The sequence below is a fragment of the Pseudomonas sp. QE6 genome (assembly GCF_041379005.1).
Lineage (GTDB): Bacteria > Pseudomonadota > Gammaproteobacteria > Pseudomonadales > Pseudomonadaceae > Pseudomonas.
Window position 1 is genome coordinate 911,725 of sequence record NZ_CP166873.1, and the last position, 17,468, is coordinate 929,192.

Here is a 17,468-nt window from a genome sequence, read left to right on the forward strand (position 1 = left end):
GCCACACCGTTCAAATTTCGATCAACAACCTGCACGCCACGCCGTCCGCGACCTACAGCCATTCATCCACAGGAAGGGGACAGGTTGCGCGAGCAACCGTCCCCAGCGCCTGGGGACAACTCAGGCGGCGCCCATTACCCGACGGATGTCGGCAGCCAGCGCCTCGACGCGGGCGATGTCGGTGTCCCAGGAACACATGAAGCGCGCGCCACCGGCGCCGATGAAGGTGTAGAAGCGCCAGCCCAACTGGCGCAGGGCTTCCAGCGCCGGCTCGGACATCTGCAGGAAGACCCCGTTGGCCTCCACCGGGAACATCAGGCTGACGCCCGGCACGTCCGCCACGCGTTCGGCGAGCAAGCGCGCGCACTGGTTGGCGTGATTGGCGTAATGCAGCCAGGCGCCGTCCTGCAGCACGCCCACCCAGGGCGCGGCGAGGAAGCGCATCTTCGAGGCCAGCTGGCCGGCCTGCTTGCAGCGGTAGTCGAAGCCTTCGGCCAGTTCGCGGTTGAAGAACAGGATGGCCTCGCCCACCGCCATGCCGTTCTTGGTGCCGCCGAAGCACAGCACCTCGACGCCGGACTTCCAGGTCAGCTCCGCGGGCGTGGCCCCCAGCGACGCGCAGGCATTGGAGAAGCGCGCGCCGTCCATGTGCAGGTGCAGCCCCAGCTCGCGGCAGGTGGCGCTGAGCGCCTGCAGCTCGTCCGGGCGGTAGACGGTGCCGACCTCGGTGGCCTGGGTGATGGTGACCACGCGCGCCTTGGGATAGTGGATGTCCTGACGTTTCAGGGCGATCTCGCGGATCGCCTCGGAGGTCAGCTTGCCTTCGGCATCGGTGCGCGCCAGCAGCAGCTTGGAGCCGTTGGAGAAGAACTCCGGCGCGCCGCACTCGTCGGTCTCGACGTGGGCGGTCTCGGCACAGATCACGCTGTGGTAGCTCTGGCACAGGGACGCCAGGGCCAGGGAGTTGGCTGCGGTGCCGTTGAAGGCGAAGAACACCTCGCAGTCGGTCTCGAACAGCTCGCGGAAGTAGTCGGAAGCGCGGGCGGTCCACTGGTCGTCGCCGTAGGCGCGCTCGTGGCCGCGATTGGCCTCGGCCATGGCGGCCCAGGCTTCGGGGCAGATGCCGGAATAGTTGTCGCTGGCGAACTGTTGGGAGTTGTCGGTCATGGGGCGGCCTCGAAAAACGTTGTACGTCTGACAGCAGCGTAGCAACGGATAGTCGCTCGCCACCGGAGGGGGCGCGTGGCCTCCCTAATAAGGAAGGCCGTGCGGTCAATCAGGGCAGCTTGGTCAGCGCCATCTGTTCGGAGATGGGCACGAACAGCTCGCGCAGGGCTTGGGTGGTGCCACCGTTGGGCTTGTCCGGCGAGCTCATGTTGAGCACGTAGCGGCCCTTGATCAGGCCGGTGAGGGTCGCCTCGCCGGTCTTGTCGTCCGGCGCCGGCACACTGATCGCCAGCGGGTCGCCCATGCGGGTGCTGTCGATCACCGGCAGGTACTGCTCGCCGCCGAACTGCGCGGCGGTACCGTTCTGCAGCGCAGCCTGGCGCGCCTGGTTGAGCAGCGAAACGTTCTTGCTGGTGGTGTCGCGCAGCTTGGCCTGGGCGGCCAGGTACTGCTTGGCGGCCTCGCCCTGCTGGTCGGCGCCCGGCGCCGGCAGGCCGGTGTCGGTGAGGGTCACGACCAGGTGCTGGCTGCCATCGGCCTTGCCATAGACGATGGTGGCGTCGTCGTAGCCGCACTCGCGGGACAGGTAGGGATAGCCGTAGACGGCCTTGGTCGGCGGCAGCGCCTTTTCCAGCACGTGGCCGGTGCAGCTGTCGCCGGCCGGGGTGGCTGGGGCGGCGCTGGCGGCTTCGGGAGCCTCGGCCTTGGCGGGTTTGCTGTCGTCACCACAGCCCTGCAGCGTCGCGGTGAGCAGCAGGGCGGAAAGCAGAGTCAGGGAGCGGTTCATGGCATCCTCGCATTTCGTGAGGGCCGCAGTTTAGTCCCTTGGCCGAATGCTTCCTATCGGCAGCTTCATTGCACCGGTTTGCAGAGCCAGCGGCCGGCCTTCTCGTCGTAGCCGGCATCCACGACTGCCAGCCCTTTGCCGCGCGACGCCAGGCAGAAGGTCTTGATGAAAGTCGCTCGCGCGCCGTCACCCGCACTGTCGTGCCCACCGACGGTGACGCGGTACATGCCGGGCGCCAGCGGCCGCGCCGGGGTCCTCTCCTTGAAGCCGGGAATCGCCTGGCCATAGGCGAAGCAGGTGTCACCGCGCAGCGGCACGCCGCGGGACGGATCTTCACCGCCCGTCGACCAGAAGGTTTCGTAGGGCTCGCGGGACAGCTCGATGAAGTGCACCGACACCTGCCGGTCATCGACCTTCAGCAGGCGGTTGAAGAACAGGCCGGGCGACTTGAAGGCCACACCGCCAAAGCACAGCGTCTCGCCACGCATCCAGACCGTCGCGTCGCCGTCGAACAGGCGGGACATGCCCCAGGCCGACACCTGGGGCAGCAGGGCAAGGCACAGCGACACGGATAGAAAGAAGCGCTTCATCTGCAAAGCTCCGCAGGTCGCGCCGTCCTGGCGCGGGCATGTCGCATTCTGACCACCCGCAGCGGGCAATTCCACGCGCCGGGTCGCTTTTGCGCCATTCGCGCCATGTCGCAAACGCACTTACCCGTGGCGTACATAGGCATCTGGGTCAGCAGGGCCAGTCATACCATCGCAGACAAGGGGGCCACTCGGTCCCGCACCAGCCATTGGCGCGCGTCCCGCGCCGCAGGGAGACCAGCGATGTTCAGCAAGCACGACCAGATCCAGGGCTATGACGACGAACTGCTCGCGGCGATGGACGCCGAGGAGGCTCGCCAGGAGGACCACCTCGAGCTGATCGCCTCGGAGAACTACACCAGCAAGCGCGTCATGCAGGCCCAGGGCAGCGGGCTGACCAACAAGTACGCCGAAGGCTACCCGGGCAAGCGCTACTACGGTGGCTGCGAGCACGTCGACAAGGTCGAGCAGCTGGCCATCGACCGCGCCAAGCAGCTGTTCGGCGCCGACTACGCCAACGTCCAGCCGCACTCCGGCTCCTCGGCCAACGCCGCTGTTTATCTCGCCCTGCTCAACGCCGGCGACACCATCCTGGGCATGAGCCTGGCCCACGGCGGCCACCTGACCCACGGCGCCAAGGTCTCCTCCTCCGGCAAGCTGTACAACGCCGTGCAGTACGGCCTGGACACCGCCACCGGCCTGATCGACTACGACGAAGTCGAGCGCCTGGCCGTGGAGCACAAGCCGAAGATGATCGTCGCCGGCTTCTCCGCCTACTCCAAGACCCTCGACTTCCCGCGCTTCCGCGCCATCGCCGACAAGGTCGGGGCGCTGCTGTTCGTCGACATGGCCCACGTCGCCGGCCTGGTCGCCGCTGGGCTGTACCCGAACCCGCTGCCCTACGCCGACGTGGTCACCACCACCACCCACAAGACCCTGCGCGGTCCGCGCGGCGGCCTGATCCTGGCGCGCAGCAACGAAGAGATCGAGAAGAAGCTCAACTCCGCTGTCTTCCCCGGCGCCCAGGGCGGTCCGCTGATGCACGTGATCGCCGCCAAGGCGGTGTGCTTCAAGGAAGCGCTGGAGCCCGGCTTCAAGGACTACCAGGCCCAGGTGATCAAGAACGCCCAGGCCATGGCCTCGGTGTTCATCGACCGTGGCTACGACGTGGTCTCCGGCGGAACCGACAACCACCTGATGCTGATCAGCCTGGTGAAGCAGGGCCTGACCGGCAAGGAAGCGGACGCCGCCCTCGGCCGCGTCGGCATCACGGTGAACAAGAACGCCGTGCCGAACGACCCGCAGAGCCCGTTCGTCACCTCCGGCATCCGCATCGGCACCCCGGCGGTCACCACCCGTGGCCTGAAGGAGCAGCAGTGCCGCGAACTGGCCGGCTGGATCTGCGACGTGCTGGACCATCTGGGCGACGCCGACGTCGAGGCCAAGGTGGCCACCCAGGTCGCCGGCCTCTGCGCGGACTACCCGGTCTACAGTTGAGTTTTCCCGTCTCCTCGCGGAGACGGCGCCCCAAGGGCAGGTGAGGGAAACATCGGTCCCGACCCCAGCGCCGCAACCCTCACCCCACCCCCTTCCCACGGGAAGGGGAGCAAAAGATCAGGAGCATCGACATGCAACGCTATTCCGGCTTCGGCCTGTTCAAGCATTCCCTGAGCCACCACGAGAACTGGCAACGCATGTGGCGCACGCCCACGCCCAAGCCGGTCTACGACGTGGTCATCGTCGGCGGTGGCGGCCACGGCCTGGCCACGGCCTACTACCTGGCCAAGGAACACGGCATCACCAACGTCGCGGTGATCGAGAAGGGTTGGCTGGGCGGCGGCAACACCGCGCGCAACACCACCATCGTGCGCTCCAACTACCTGTGGGACGAATCCGCGCTGCTCTACGAACACGCCATGAAGCTGTGGGAAGGCCTGTCCCAGGACCTGAACTACAACGTCATGTTCTCCCAGCGCGGCGTCTACAACCTCTGCCACACCCTGCAGGACATGCGCGACGGCGAACGCCGCGTGAGCGCCAACCGCCTGAACGGCGTGGACGGCGAGCTGCTCAATGCGCAACAGGTGGCCGAAGAGATTCCGTACCTGAACTGCACCAAGAGCGCCCGCTACCCGATCATGGGTTCCACCGTGCAGCGCCGTGGCGGCGTGGCCCGCCACGATGCCGTGGCCTGGGGCTTCGCCCGTGCCGCCGACGCCCTGGGCGTGGACCTGATCCAGCAGACCGAAGTGATCGGCTTCCGCAAGCAGGATGGCGCGGTCATCGGCGTCGAGACCAACCGCGGTTTCATCGGCGCCAAGCGAGTCGGCGTGGTCACCGCCGGTAATTCCGGACACATGGCCAAGCTCGCCGGTTTCCGCCTGCCGATCGAATCGCACCCGCTGCAGGCCCTGGTTTCCGAACCGCTGAAACCCATCATCGACAGCGTGATCATGTCCAACGCAGTGCATGGCTACATCAGCCAGTCGGACAAGGGCGACCTGGTCATCGGCGCCGGCATCGACGGCTACAACGGCTACGGCCAGCGCGGCTCCTACCCGGTGATCGAACACACCCTGCAGGCCATCGTGGAGATGTTCCCGGTGCTGTCCCGCGTACGCATGAACCGCCAGTGGGGCGGCATCGTCGACACCACCCCGGACGCCTGCCCGATCATCGGCAAGACCCCGGTGAAGAACCTGTTCTTCAACTGCGGCTGGGGCACCGGCGGCTTCAAGGCCACTCCCGGCTCGGGCAACGTCTTCGCCGCGACCCTGGCCAAGGGCGAGCCGCATCCGCTGGCCGCGCCCTTCTCCATCGAACGCTTCCACACCGGCGCGCTGATCGACGAACACGGCGCTGCCGCCGTAGCTCATTGAACATTCGCCCGTAGGGCGACAACTGATGACCCTCTCCCTTTGGGAGAGGGTGCCCGAAGGGCGGGTGAGGGTGGTTCGGCGAAGTGCCAACACCCCACGCCACTCGGAAAGAAACCCGGGAGGCTTCAACCATGCTTCACATCTTCTGCCCCCACTGCGGCGAGCTGCGTTCCGAAGAGGAATTCCACGCCAAGGGCCAGGCGCACATCCCGCGCCCGCTCGACCCCTCTGCCTGCACCGACGCGGAATGGGGCGAGTACATGTTCTTCCGCGACAACCCGCGCGGCATCCACCACGAACTGTGGGTGCACGCCGCCGGCTGCCGCCAGTACTTCAACGTCACCCGCCACACGGTGACCTACGAAATTCTCGAAACCTACAAGATCGGCGAAAAACCCAGTGTGACCGCCGCTGATTCCGAGAAGAAAGCCGCTTCCCAGCCTGCCGTGGAGAAGGCCTAATGAGCCAGATCAATCGCCTTTCCCGTGGCGGTCGCATCGACCGCAGCAAGCCCCTGACCTTCACCTTCAACGGTGAGACCTACCAGGGCTTCGCCGGTGACACCCTGGCCGCCGCGCTGCTGGCCAACGGCGTCGACATCCTCGGCCGCAGCTTCAAGTACTCCCGCCCGCGCGGCATCGTCGCCGCCGGCGCCGAAGAGCCCAACGCCATCCTGCAGATCGGTTCGCGCGAAGCGACCCAGGTGCCCAACGTGCGCGCCACCCAGCAGGCGCTGTACAACGGCCTGGTGGCCAGCGCCACCAACGGCTGGCCAAACGTGCAGAACGACCTCATGGGGATCTTCGGCAAGGTCGGCGGCAAGATGATGCCGCCCGGCTTCTACTACAAGACCTTCATGTACCCGCAGTCCATGTGGCTGACCTACGAGAAGTACATCCGCAAGGCCGCAGGCCTGGGCCGTGCGCCCACCGAAGTGGACCCGGACAGCTACGACTGGATGAACCACCACGCCGACGTGCTGATCGTCGGTGCCGGCCCTGCCGGCCTGGCCGCCGCCCTGGCTGCTTCGCGCAGCGGCGCGCGGGTGATCCTCGCCGATGAACAGGAAGAGTTCGGCGGCAGCCTGCTCGACACCCGCGAAACCCTCGACGGCAAGCCCGCTGCGGAGTGGGTCGCCAAGGCCATCGCCGAGCTGGAAGGCAACCCGGACGTGATCCTGCTGCCGCGCTCCACCGTCAACGGCTACCACGACCACAACTTCCTCACCATCCACGAGCGCCGTACCGACCACCTGGGCGAAACCGCCCCGCTGGGCCAGGTGCGCATGCGCGTGCACCGCGTCCGCGCCAAGCGCGTGGTGCTGGCCGCCGGCGCCCACGAGCGTCCGCTGGTCTACGCGAACAACGACGTGCCGGGCAATATGCTGGCCGGCGCCGTCTCCACCTACGTGCGCCGCTATGGCGTGGCGCCGGGCAAGAAGCTGGTGCTGTCCACCAACAACGACTACGCCTACCGCGTCGCCCTGGACTGGCAGGAAGCCGGCCTGGAAGTGGTCGCCATCGCCGATGCGCGTCCCAATCCGCAGGGCCAGTGGGTCGAGGAAGCACGCAAGCGCGGCATGCGCGTCATCACCGGCAGCTCGGTGATCGAAGCCCGCGGCAGCAAGCGCGTGAGCGGCGCCAAGGTGGCCTCCATCGATACCTTCCGCATGAAGGTCAACGCCCCGGGCGACTGGCTGGACTGCGACCTGATCGCCAGCTCCGGCGGCTACAGCCCGGTGGTGCACCTGGCTTCGCACCTGGGCGGCAAGCCGGAATGGCGTGAAGACATCCTCGCCTTCGTCCCCGGCCTGGCCTTCCAGAAGCGCATCTGCGCCGGTGCAGTGAACGGCGTGTTCCGCCTCGCCGATGCCCTGGCCGACGGCTACCAGGCCGGCAGCCAGGCGGCAGTCGACGCAGGCTTCAAGGCCGTCGAAGGCGACCTGCCGGCCGCTTCCGAGCGTGTCGAGGAAGCCACCCTGGCGCTGTTCCAGGTGCCCCACGAGAAGCCCACCTCCCGTGCGCCCAAGCAGTTCGTCGATACCCAGAACGACGTCACCGCCGCCGCCATCGAACTGGCCTGCCGCGAGGGCTTCGAGTCCATCGAGCACGTCAAGCGCTACACCGCGCTGGGCTTCGGCACCGACCAGGGCAAGCTGGGCAACATCAACGGCCTGGCCATTGCGGCCCGCGCCCAGGGCAAGAGCATCGCCGACACCGGCACCACCATGTTCCGCCCGAACTACACCCCGGTGACCTTCGGCGCCGTCGCCGGCCGTCACTGCGGCCACCTGTTCGAACCCGTACGCTTCACCGCCCTGCACGCCTGGCACGTGAAGAACGGCGCCGAGTTCGAGGACGTCGGCCAGTGGAAGCGCCCCTGGTACTTCCCCAAGCGTGGCGAAGACATGCACGCCGCCGTGGCCCGCGAATGCCGCGCCGTGCGTGAAAGCGTCGGCCTGCTGGACGCCTCCACCCTCGGCAAGATCGACATCCAGGGTCCGGACGCCCGCGAGTTCCTCAACCGCGTCTACACCAACGCCTGGACCAAGCTGGACGTGGGCAAGGCCCGCTACGGCCTGATGTGCAAGGAAGACGGCATGGTCTTCGACGATGGCGTCACGGCGTGCCTGGCGGACAACCACTTCGTCATGACCACCACCACCGGCGGCGCCGCTCGCGTGATGGAATGGCTGGAGCTGTACCACCAGACCGAATGGCCGGAGCTGAAGGTGTACTTCACCTCGGTCACCGACCACTGGGCCACCCTGACCCTGTCCGGCCCCAACAGCCGCAAGCTGCTGGCCGAGGTCACCGACATCGACCTGGACAAGGAAGCCTTCCCCTTCATGACCTGGAAGGAAGGCAAGGTCGCCGGCGTCCCGGCGCGGGTGTTCCGCATCTCCTTCACCGGCGAGCTGTCCTACGAGGTGAACATCCAGGCCAACTACGCCATGGGTGTGCTGGAAGCGATCGTCGCAGCGGGCGCCAAGTACAACCTGACCCCGTACGGCACCGAGACCATGCACGTCCTGCGCGCCGAGAAGGGCTTCATCATCGTCGGCCAGGACACCGACGCCTCGGTCACCCCGGACGACCTGAACATGGGTTGGGCGGTGGGTCGCACCAAGCCGTTCTCCTGGATCGGCTGGCGTGGCATGAACCGCGCCGACTGCCAGCGCGAAGACCGCAAGCAGCTGGTCGGGCTGAAACCTACCAACCCCATGGAAGTCCTGCCCGAGGGTGCGCAGCTGGTGTTCAACACCCAGCAGTCGATCCCCATGAACATGGTCGGCCACGTCACCTCCAGCTACATGAGCAGCAGCCTCGGCTACGGCTTCGCCCTGGCGGTGGTCAAGGGTGGTTTGAAGCGCATGGGCGAGAAGGTCTACGCCCCGCTGGCCGATGGCCGGGTGATCGAGGCGGAAATCTGCAGCTCGGTGTTCTACGACCCGAAAGGGGAACGGCAGAACGTGGATTGATTCGGAGCCGCCGGCTGCCCTCACCCTAACCCTCTCCCAGGGGGAGAGGGGACAGATTGGAGCCGCCGGCGAGCACGACACTCACAGCACACTCAGCTCGGCCCCCTCTCCCTCCGGGAGAGGGCTGGGGTGAGGGGAAACAGGCGATAAGCGCCCCCAAGGTGAACAGAACATGAGCAAAGCCAACCTCTACGAACAGCGTCCCGAAGCCGGCATCCAGGCCGAATCGCCCCTGCACCACGCCGAGCTGGAAAAGCTCGCTACGCGCAAGGTGGCCAATGCCGGCGTGACCCTGCGCGAGAAGAAATTCCTCGGCCACCTGACCCTGCGTGGCGACGCCCATGACCCGGCCTTCGCCGCCGGCGTGAAAAAGGCCCTGGGCCTGGAGCTGCCAGTCGCCCTGACCCTGGTGGCCAAGGGCGACACCTCGCTGCAGTGGCTCGGCCCGGACGAGTGGCTGCTGATCGTCCCCGGCGGCCAGGAATTCGCCGTCGAGCAGAGCCTGCGCAAGGCCCTCGGCGAAGACCTGCACTACTCGGTGATCAATGTCAGCGGCGGCCAGACCCTGCTGGAACTGGAAGGCCCCAAGGTCCGCGAAGTGCTGATGAAGTCCACCAGCTACGACGTGCACCCGAGCAATTTCCCGGTGGGCAAGGCGGTGGGCACCATCTTCGCCAAGTCCCAGCTGGTGATCCGCCATACCGGCGAGCACACCTGGGAACTGGTGGTTCGCCGCAGCTTCTCCGACTACTTCTGGCTGTGGCTGCAGGACGCCTGCGCCGAGTACGGCCTGCAGGTGGCCGCGTAAGCGGTGCATCGTCCCCCCTCTCCTCCGGGAGAGGGCCGGGGTGAGGGTCAGCCCACCCCAACCTCTCCGACGAGAGGAACATTTCGGAGCCAGACCATGAGCCGCACACCCGATACCTGGATCCTCACCGCCGACAGCCCGAGCCTGCTGGGCACGGTCGACGTGGTCACGCGCTACCTGTTCGAGCAGCGCTGCTACGTCACCGAGCACCATTCGTTCGATGACCGCCTGGCGCAGCGCTTCTTCATCCGCATCGAGTTCCGTGCCGGCGACGGCTTCGACGAAGCGGCCTTCCGCGCCGGCCTCACCGACCGCGTCTCGCCCTTCCAGATGAACGTCGAACTGACCCCGCCGGGCTATCGCAGCAAGGTGGTGATCATGGTCTCCAAGGCCGACCACTGCCTGAACGACCTGCTCTACCGCCAACGCATCGGCCAGCTGCCGATGGACGTGGTGGCGGTGGTCTCCAACCACCCGGACCTGGAACCCCTGGCCCGCTGGCATGGCATCCCCTACCACCACTTCCCGCTGGACCCGAACGACAAGGGCGCGCAGGAGGCGAAGGTGTGGCAGGTGATCGAGGAAACCGGCGCGGAGCTGGTGATCCTCGCCCGCTACATGCAGGTGCTCTCCCCCGAGCTGTGCCGCCGCCTGGACGGCTGGGCGATCAACATCCACCACTCGCTGCTGCCCGGCTTCAAGGGCGCCAAGCCCTACCACCAGGCCTACCAGAAGGGCGTGAAGCTGGTCGGCGCCACCGCCCACTACATCAACAACGACCTCGACGAGGGCCCGATCATCGCCCAGGGCGTCGAGCCCGTGGACCACTCCCACTACCCCGAGGACCTGATCGCCAAGGGCCGTGACGTGGAGTGCCTGACCCTGGCGAAAGCCGTGGGCTTCCACATCGAGAAGCGAGTCTTCCTGAACGCCAACCGGACGGTGGTGCTGTAACAGCGCCCTCTCCCTAGCCCTCTCCCGCAGGCGGGAGAGGGGACTGTCTGGAGCCGCCGGTGAAACCGGTGCCCAGTCGATGCACCGAACAAGCCCCCTCTCCCTTCAGGGAGAGGGTTGGGGAGAGGGGCTCTCAAGGCCCCGCTCCCAAGCACCGAGCAACACCGACAGACCCGCCGGCTGCCAGCAGTACTTACCGGCCCTGTCGCGCAACACACGACATCCCAGTGCAAAACCGCGTGGCCGTAGTGCCCGCATTTGTACCCACAAACACAATGAGGAATGCGTATGTCTGGCAATCGTGGTGTGGTTTATCTCGGCCCGGGCAAGGTCGAAGTACAGAACATCCCCTATCCGAAGATGCAGGACCCGCAGGGCAAGCAGATCGACCACGGGGTGATCCTGCGCGTGGTCTCCACCAACATCTGCGGCTCCGACCAGCACATGGTGCGCGGCCGCACCACCGCGCCCGTCGGCCTGGTGCTGGGTCACGAGATCACCGGTGAGGTGGTGGAAATCGGCCGTGGCGTGGAAACCATGAAGATCGGCGACCTGGTCTCGGTGCCGTTCAACGTCGCCTGCGGCCACTGCCGCACCTGCAAGGAGCAGCACACCGGCGTCTGCCTGACCGTCAACCCGGCCCGCGCCGGCGGCGCCTATGGCTACGTCGACATGGGCGGCTGGGTCGGTGGCCAGGCCGAGTACGTGATGGTCCCCTACGCCGACTTCAACCTGCTCAAGCTGCCGAACCGCGAGCTGGCGATGGAGAAGATCCGCGACCTGACCTGCCTCTCCGACATCCTGCCCACCGGCTACCACGGCGCCGTCACCGCTGGCGTCGGTCCGGGCAGCACCGTCTATGTCGCCGGCGCAGGCCCGGTGGGTCTCGCCGCCGCCGCCTCGGCCCGCCTGCTGGGCGCCGCCGTGGTGATCGTCGGTGACGTCAACCCGACCCGCCTGGCCCACGCCAAGTCCCAGGGCTTCGAGATCGCCGACCTGTCCAAGGACACCCCGCTGCACGAGCAGATCGCCGACCTCTTGGGCGAGCCGGAAGTGGACTGCGCGATCGACGCGGTGGGCTTCGAAGCCCGTGGCCATGGCCATTCCGGGTCGCAGCACGAGGCTCCGGCCACCGTGCTCAACTCGCTGATGGGCGTGGTTCGCGTGGCCGGCAAGATCGGCATTCCGGGCCTGTACGTCACCGAAGACCCGGGCGCGGTGGACGATGCCGCCAAGCACGGCGCGCTGAGCATCCGCTTCGGCCTGGGCTGGGCCAAGTCGCACACCTTCCACACCGGCCAGACCCCGGTGATGAAGTACAACCGCCAGCTGATGCAGGCCATCATGTGGGATCGCATCAAGATCGCCGACATCGTCGGGGTGGAAGTCATCACCCTGGACGACGCACCGAAGGGTTACGGCCAGTTCGATGCCGGCGTGCCGAAGAAATTCGTCATCGACCCGCACAACACCTTCCGCGCCGCCTGACGGCGCAGCCACCCCCGGCCGCGGTCCCACTACCGCGGCCGTCTCTCCAGGGGAGCCGCAAGGCTCCCTCTTTTTTTGCCTGCTATTCCACCCAGCCCAACGCCGTGCTCGCGAACAGGTTCCGCAGCGGGACGATGCGCAAGCAAGAACCAGGCGTCCCCGCTCGCTCCTACGAAAGGCGCAGCATCACGGCTTCGGCGCAGGACAGTCGAAGTCGCCTTCCTCGCAACTGGACAGGCCCTTGAGCTCCTTCACCCGCGCATCGGTGACTTCGGCCAGGCAGCCGTCGAACACCATGGCGTAGGCAGAACCACCCTCCACCGAGGAGGCGGCAAACTTGCAGTGCAGGTCGCGGTAATGCAGCCAGGCCTGCTGGGCGTCCTTGAGGCCGTCCTTCTGCCTGGCGTCCAGACGCTGGCGATAGTCGTTGTAGACCTGCTTGAGGCGCTTGTCGGCAGCCGAATATTCCTGGGCGGCGCAGGCATTGAAGGTGGCCTGGTCCATGGGATTGGCGCAGTCGGCCGCCTGGGCGGCGAAGGAGGCGGCCAGCAGGCCGAGGGGCAGGAGCATGAGCTTCATGGGGACGCGATCCGTTCTACTGGATTGAACCCCCACTCTAGCCGCTCGAACTCCCCAGCGGGGTACCGTCGGGCCATGAACGGCGAATGAGCGCCTGCACCGATGCGCCCGTCACGACATCGAAGGCGGATAACGCCCGAGGCGTCATGCGCCCTACGGGGCTGCTCGATCCCTAATTGACCTGACGGGTGCGACCCGTCCAGTAAGGCTCCCGCAGCGCCCGACGCAACAACTTGCCGGCCGGATTGCGCGGCATGGCGTCGATGAAGTCGATGCTCTTGGGCACCTTGAAGCCCGCGATTCGCTCACGCGCCCAGGCCAGGATACCGTCGACATCGGCTGGCGCGCCGGAGCGCAGCACCACCATCGCCTTGACCGCCTCGCCCCAGCGCTCGTCGGGCACCCCGATCACGGCCACATCGGCCACGGCCGGGTGACCGTAGATGGCGCTCTCCACCTCGGCCGGGTAGATGTTCTCCCCGCCGCTGATGATCATGTCCTTGACCCGGTCGTGGATGTACAGATAGCCGTCCGCGTCCATGTAGCCGGCATCGCCGCTGCGGAGCCAGCCGTCGGCATCGATGACGCGGGCGGTGTCGTCCTCCTGCTTCCAGTAGCCCGCCATGTTCTGCGGTGAGCGGATCACCACTTCGCCGACCTCTCCGGGCGGCAGCCTCCGGCCGTCCGCACCGACCACCGCCACCTCGCAGCCGGGCATGGCCTTGCCGGCGGCGCGCATGCGCGGGACATCGGCGGGGGTGTGGTCCTCCGGTGGCAGCGCCACGATCGTGCCCGTGGTCTCGGTCATGCCGTATTGCTGGACGAAACCGCAGCCGAAGACCTCCATGCCCTCGCGCAACAACGCCGCGGGGATTGGCGAGGAGCCGTACAGCATGTGCTTGAGACGCGAATAGTCCACCTGGCGCACGCGCGGATCGCGCAGCACGATCTGCAGGGCCGCTGGCACCATGAACAGCTTGCTGACCCGATCGTGCTCGATGTAGTCGAGCACCTTGCTCGGATCGAACTCGCGCGCCACGACGCCCTTGCAGCCGACCAGAATGCCGCGCACGCCCCAACCCGAACCGCCGATATGCGCGACCGGCATGGCCACCAGCGAGACGTCGTCGTCGTTCCATTGCGACCAGTCCGCGCCCTCGCTCAGCGAAATCCGGGTACCGCAGGTCAGGTTCCGATGCATCAGCATCACGCCCTTGGGACGGCCCGTCGTGCCCGACGTGTAGAGCTGCAGCACCACGTCGGCAGGGTCCGCCTCGTGCGCCGGCGGGGTGCTCGGGCAGGCGTCGCGCCAGTGCGTGTAAGCCGGCCAGCCGGGCTCCCCGCCCTCCATCGCCACCGCGCGACGCACCAGCGGCAACTCGGGCAGCAGGTTGCGTACCAACGCCGATGACTCGGCGCCGACGAAGACCAGCGTCGCATCGCAGTGCGAAACGATGTACTGGATCTCGGGTCCCGCCAGCCGCCAGCTCACCGGTGTGATGACGGCGCCCATCTTGGCCGCGCCGAAGAACAGTTCGAAGTAGTGGTCGCTGTTCTTGCCGACATAGGCGATGCGGTCGCCCGCCCTCACACCGTCGGCCAGCAGGGCCTGGGCCACGCGGTCGGTATGGCGATCGAAATCGGCAAACGTGGTGTCGCGGCCTTCGAAGGCATATGCAATGGCCCCGGCCCGCTCCCGGGCGAAGTGGCGAATCGCGCTGGGCAGTGTCGCGAGGTATTCCGTGTCCATGAACCTAGCCTCCTGTTCTGATTTTTGTAGAGGATGGGTAATGATGTTGAGAGGCGTCCTCGGAGCGGCGCCGAACGCGGACTGGCGCGCACCGGGCCGGCGGGCGGGCAGCGCGAGGACAGGCGCTGTTCCTCGCTGAAGCGGAAATCCACGGGCAGGCCCTTCGGTGCGAACGAAACCCGGGCATTCTGTGCCACGCCCGCCATGCCAGCGACGTTCGAAGGAACTATTCGCACTGCGTGAGAAATACGTCCGCCACCCGAGTAGACGTCAGTGCTGAGTCGATTTGGGCGTTGACTTCGCCCTGGACCTGGGCGTCCGCGCAGGCAAATGACTGCGCTGCAAGAAGCAGCGGCGAGAGGGGGAAAGCAGAGTAGTCATGGGCGGATCGCCCATCAGGTTCGACCCGCCCGGTGCCGCCGCGAGTGGCGGCCTCAGCCCAGCAGCTTCGCCGCCATCCGTTCCAGCGCCTGGCGCTGGAAGGCGCGGAAATCCGCGTCCGGCTGCTGGCCTTCGAGCATCGGCAGGAAGGGATCGACCACTTCGGTACGCACGCCGACCATTTCCTCGATCACCGCATGGCCACAGAACGGCACGTAGGCTTCGGCGTAACCGCCTTCGTGCACCACCACCAGGCGGCCATCGCACAGGCGCTCGGCGGCGTCGCGCACGGCGGCGGTCATGAAGCGGAAGGTCTCGCTGTGGGCGAGCATGCGCGCCAGCGGGTCCACGCCGTTGGCATCGAAGCCGCTGGCAACCACGATCAGCTCCGGCTTAAAGCGTTCCAGCGCCGGCACGATGAGGGTTTCCATGGCCACGCGGTAGGCGTCATCGCCACTGCCCGGATAGAGCGGCACGTTGAGGTTGTAACCCTTGCCCGCGCCCTCGCCGATATCGTCCACCGCGCCGGTGCCGGTGGGATAGCAGTCGGCCTGGTGGATCGACAGGGTCAGCACGTCGTCGCGGCCGTAGAAGATCGCCTCGGTGCCGTTGCCGTGGTGCACGTCCCAGTCCAGCACCGCCACGCGCTTGATGCCGTGGCGCGCCTTGGCCGTCTCCACCGCCACGGCGATGTTCGCCAGGTAGCAGAAGCCCATGCCGCGATCGGGCAGGCAGTGATGACCCGGCGGACGGGACAGCGCGTAGGCGTTGTCCAGCTCGCCGCGCAGCACCGCGTCCACCGCGGCGATGGTCAGGCCGGCGGATTGCCGGGCGATGTCGTAGGTGCCATGGCTGACCATGGTTTCCTCGCCCATGTCGCCATGGCCGGCTTCGCTGTAGGCCTTGAAGCGTTCCAGGTAGCTCGCCGGGTGCACCCGCAGCAGGTCTTCCTCGCTGGCCAGTGGCGCGCTGGAAAGCTTGAGCTGATTGCTCAGGCCGGAGACGTCCATCAGGCTCTTCAGCCGGCGTTTGCTCTCGGGCGATTCGGCGTGGCCACCACCCACCGGCGGCTGCAGCCAGCCGCCGACGGGGAGGATCAGGGCATGCAACCCGGTGGCGTGCCAGAAGCAGCGCTCGTCGAAGAAGAATCCAGTACGACGGCTCATGCGCGGGCCACCTTCAGGCTCTGTTGACGCTTGCGGCTGAACAGCCAGTAGACCGGCGAAACCACCGCCAGGCCGACGACCCAGGAGATGTCCGCACCGTTCATGGCCTGGGCCGCGGGACCGGTATAGAGCGCGGTGGACATGAAGGGAATCTGCACCAGGATGCCGAAGATGTAGCAGTTCACCGCGGTCCAGTTGAAGGTGCCGTAGATGCCGCCGTCGCGGCGGAAGAACGACAGCACGTCGTACTCGCCGTGGGCTACCAGGTAGTAGTCGACCAGGTTGATCGCGCTCCAGGGCACCAGCACGTAGAGCAGCAGCAGGATGAAGTTGGTGTAGTTGGCCATGAAGTTGTCCTGGCCCAGCAGGGCGATGGCCAGCGAACCACCGAACAGCGCCAGGGCGATCACCGCGCGCCAGCCGGCCTTGGCGCTCCAGGCCGGGATCAGGGTCTGGCCGACGGTGATGGTCGAGAGCGTGCCGCAGTACAGGTTCATCGAGTTGGTGGCGGCGATACCGAAGGAGAACACCGCGACCATCACGGCGCTGAAGCCGCCGGTCATTTCGATCAGCCCGGCGATCACGTCGCCTTCGCCGACCGCCAGGCCCACCAGCACGCCCAGCAGCATCGGCAGGATCGAGCCGAGGCAGCAGCCCCAGTAGCTGGACCAGAAGGCCGTGCGCGAACCGGTGCCCTGCGGCATGTAGCGCGAGTAGTCGGAAACGTAGGGCGCGTAGGCCAGCTGCCAGAGCGCGGCGATGGACAGGGCGCCGAGGAAGCCGGGAATGGTGGTCTCGTTGCGTTCGAGCAGGTCCGCCGGCAGGCCGTGGACGAACAGCAGCCAGACGAAGCAGACCAGCAGCACCGCGCCGGACAGCCAGCACATCAGCCGGGTGTAACCGTGGATCAGGCGGTAGCCGAAAATGGTGGCGATGACGCTCAGCGCACCCACCGCCAGGATGCCCTGGTTGGTGCTGATCGCCGGGAAGCGCGCACTCAGGGTCTGGCCGCCGAGCACCAGGTTGGAGGCGAAGAAGCCCAGGTACATGATCACCACCAGGGCCACCACCAGCAAGGACCCGAAGGAGCCGAACTGGCCACGGGTCTGCACCATCTGCGGCACGCCCAGCTGCGGCCCCTGGGCCGAGTGCAGGGCCATGAAGATGCCGCCCAGCAGGTGGCCGAGCACCAGGGCCAGCACGGCGCTGAAGAACGGCAGCTTGAACACGGTGACGGCCAGCGCACCGGTGACCACGGTGAGCAGCATGATGTTGCTGCCGAACCAGATGGTGAAAAGATCACGGGCACGGCCGTGACGTTCATGGGCGGCAATGGGCTGAATGGTGCTCAGCTCCAGGGTCGCCGACGAATTTTGCGTCGTTGTCATTGGAGGTCTCACGCGGGGTAATGCAAGGCAGGTGCCCGGCGCGGACGCCGGGC

14 protein-coding genes are annotated in these 17,468 nt (G+C 66.9%); 7 read left to right on the forward strand and 7 right to left on the reverse strand.

Annotation, left to right across the window (positions count from 1 at the left end; translation table 11 throughout):
* Positions 1–120: 120 nt before the first annotated feature.
* From ACAW63_RS04090 to ACAW63_RS04100, 3 genes are all read right to left on the reverse strand, one after another.
* Positions 121–1,167: a low specificity L-threonine aldolase gene (locus ACAW63_RS04090; protein ID WP_371231852.1), complete on the reverse strand. Its 1,047-nt coding sequence runs from the start codon at positions 1,165–1,167 to the stop codon at positions 121–123.
* Between the two features lie 109 nt (positions 1,168–1,276).
* Positions 1,277–1,954 (reverse strand): hypothetical protein, encoded by a 678-nt coding sequence (locus ACAW63_RS04095; RefSeq protein WP_371231854.1) that lies wholly within the window; start codon positions 1,952–1,954, stop codon positions 1,277–1,279.
* A 65-nt stretch (positions 1,955–2,019) separates the two neighbouring features.
* Positions 2,020–2,544, reverse strand: coding sequence for a hypothetical protein (locus ACAW63_RS04100; RefSeq protein WP_371231856.1), 525 nt, complete (start codon positions 2,542–2,544; stop codon positions 2,020–2,022).
* Positions 2,545–2,784: 240 nt separating this feature from the next.
* Between ACAW63_RS04100 and glyA the strand changes: the two genes are divergently transcribed.
* The 7 genes from glyA to fdhA all read left to right on the forward strand — a co-directional run bounded on the left by glyA (position 2,785) and on the right by fdhA (position 12,151).
* Positions 2,785–4,038 (forward strand): serine hydroxymethyltransferase, encoded by a 1,254-nt coding sequence (gene glyA / locus ACAW63_RS04105; RefSeq protein WP_371231857.1) that lies wholly within the window; start codon positions 2,785–2,787, stop codon positions 4,036–4,038.
* Positions 4,039–4,169: 131 nt separating this feature from the next.
* On the forward strand, positions 4,170–5,420 hold the full coding sequence (locus tag ACAW63_RS04110; RefSeq protein WP_207884994.1) for a sarcosine oxidase subunit beta: 1,251 nt from the start codon (positions 4,170–4,172) through the stop codon (positions 5,418–5,420).
* 131 nt (positions 5,421–5,551) lie between these two features.
* Positions 5,552–5,881 (forward strand): sarcosine oxidase subunit delta, encoded by a 330-nt coding sequence (locus ACAW63_RS04115; RefSeq protein ID WP_343575646.1) that lies wholly within the window; start codon positions 5,552–5,554, stop codon positions 5,879–5,881.
* Positions 5,881–8,901 carry a sarcosine oxidase subunit alpha gene (locus ACAW63_RS04120; protein WP_371231859.1) on the forward strand — a complete coding sequence of 1,007 codons (3,021 nt, stop codon included), beginning with the start codon at positions 5,881–5,883 and terminating at the stop codon, positions 8,899–8,901. Before ACAW63_RS04115 ends, ACAW63_RS04120 begins: the two co-directional genes overlap by 1 nt.
* Before the next feature lie 172 nt (positions 8,902–9,073).
* On the forward strand, positions 9,074–9,709 hold the full coding sequence (locus ACAW63_RS04125; RefSeq protein ID WP_371231860.1) for a sarcosine oxidase subunit gamma: 636 nt from the start codon (positions 9,074–9,076) through the stop codon (positions 9,707–9,709).
* A 96-nt stretch (positions 9,710–9,805) separates the two neighbouring features.
* Positions 9,806–10,663 carry a formyltetrahydrofolate deformylase gene (locus ACAW63_RS04130; protein WP_371231862.1) on the forward strand — a complete coding sequence of 286 codons (858 nt, stop codon included), beginning with the start codon at positions 9,806–9,808 and terminating at the stop codon, positions 10,661–10,663.
* Positions 10,664–10,951: 288 nt separating this feature from the next.
* Entirely contained in the window at positions 10,952–12,151 is a 1,200-nt protein-coding gene (fdhA, locus tag ACAW63_RS04135) for a formaldehyde dehydrogenase, glutathione-independent (RefSeq protein WP_207884989.1), read from the forward strand.
* A 186-nt stretch (positions 12,152–12,337) separates the two neighbouring features.
* Here the strand turns inward: fdhA and ACAW63_RS04140 are convergent, their stop codons facing one another.
* The 4 genes from ACAW63_RS04140 to ACAW63_RS04155 form a co-directional block, all read right to left on the reverse strand.
* Positions 12,338–12,730 (reverse strand): lysozyme inhibitor LprI family protein, encoded by a 393-nt coding sequence (locus tag ACAW63_RS04140; RefSeq protein WP_371231864.1) that lies wholly within the window; start codon positions 12,728–12,730, stop codon positions 12,338–12,340.
* A 172-nt stretch (positions 12,731–12,902) separates the two neighbouring features.
* Positions 12,903–14,480 carry a fatty acid--CoA ligase gene (locus ACAW63_RS04145; protein ID WP_371231865.1) on the reverse strand — a complete coding sequence of 526 codons (1,578 nt, stop codon included), beginning with the start codon at positions 14,478–14,480 and terminating at the stop codon, positions 12,903–12,905.
* A 434-nt stretch (positions 14,481–14,914) separates the two neighbouring features.
* On the reverse strand, positions 14,915–16,027 hold the full coding sequence (locus tag ACAW63_RS04150; RefSeq protein WP_371231866.1) for a class II histone deacetylase: 1,113 nt from the start codon (positions 16,025–16,027) through the stop codon (positions 14,915–14,917).
* Positions 16,024–17,415 (reverse strand): cytosine permease, encoded by a 1,392-nt coding sequence (locus ACAW63_RS04155; protein WP_371231868.1) that lies wholly within the window; start codon positions 17,413–17,415, stop codon positions 16,024–16,026. The genes ACAW63_RS04150 and ACAW63_RS04155 overlap by 4 nt, the downstream gene beginning before the upstream one ends.
* Between the last annotated feature and the right edge of the window lie 53 nt (positions 17,416–17,468).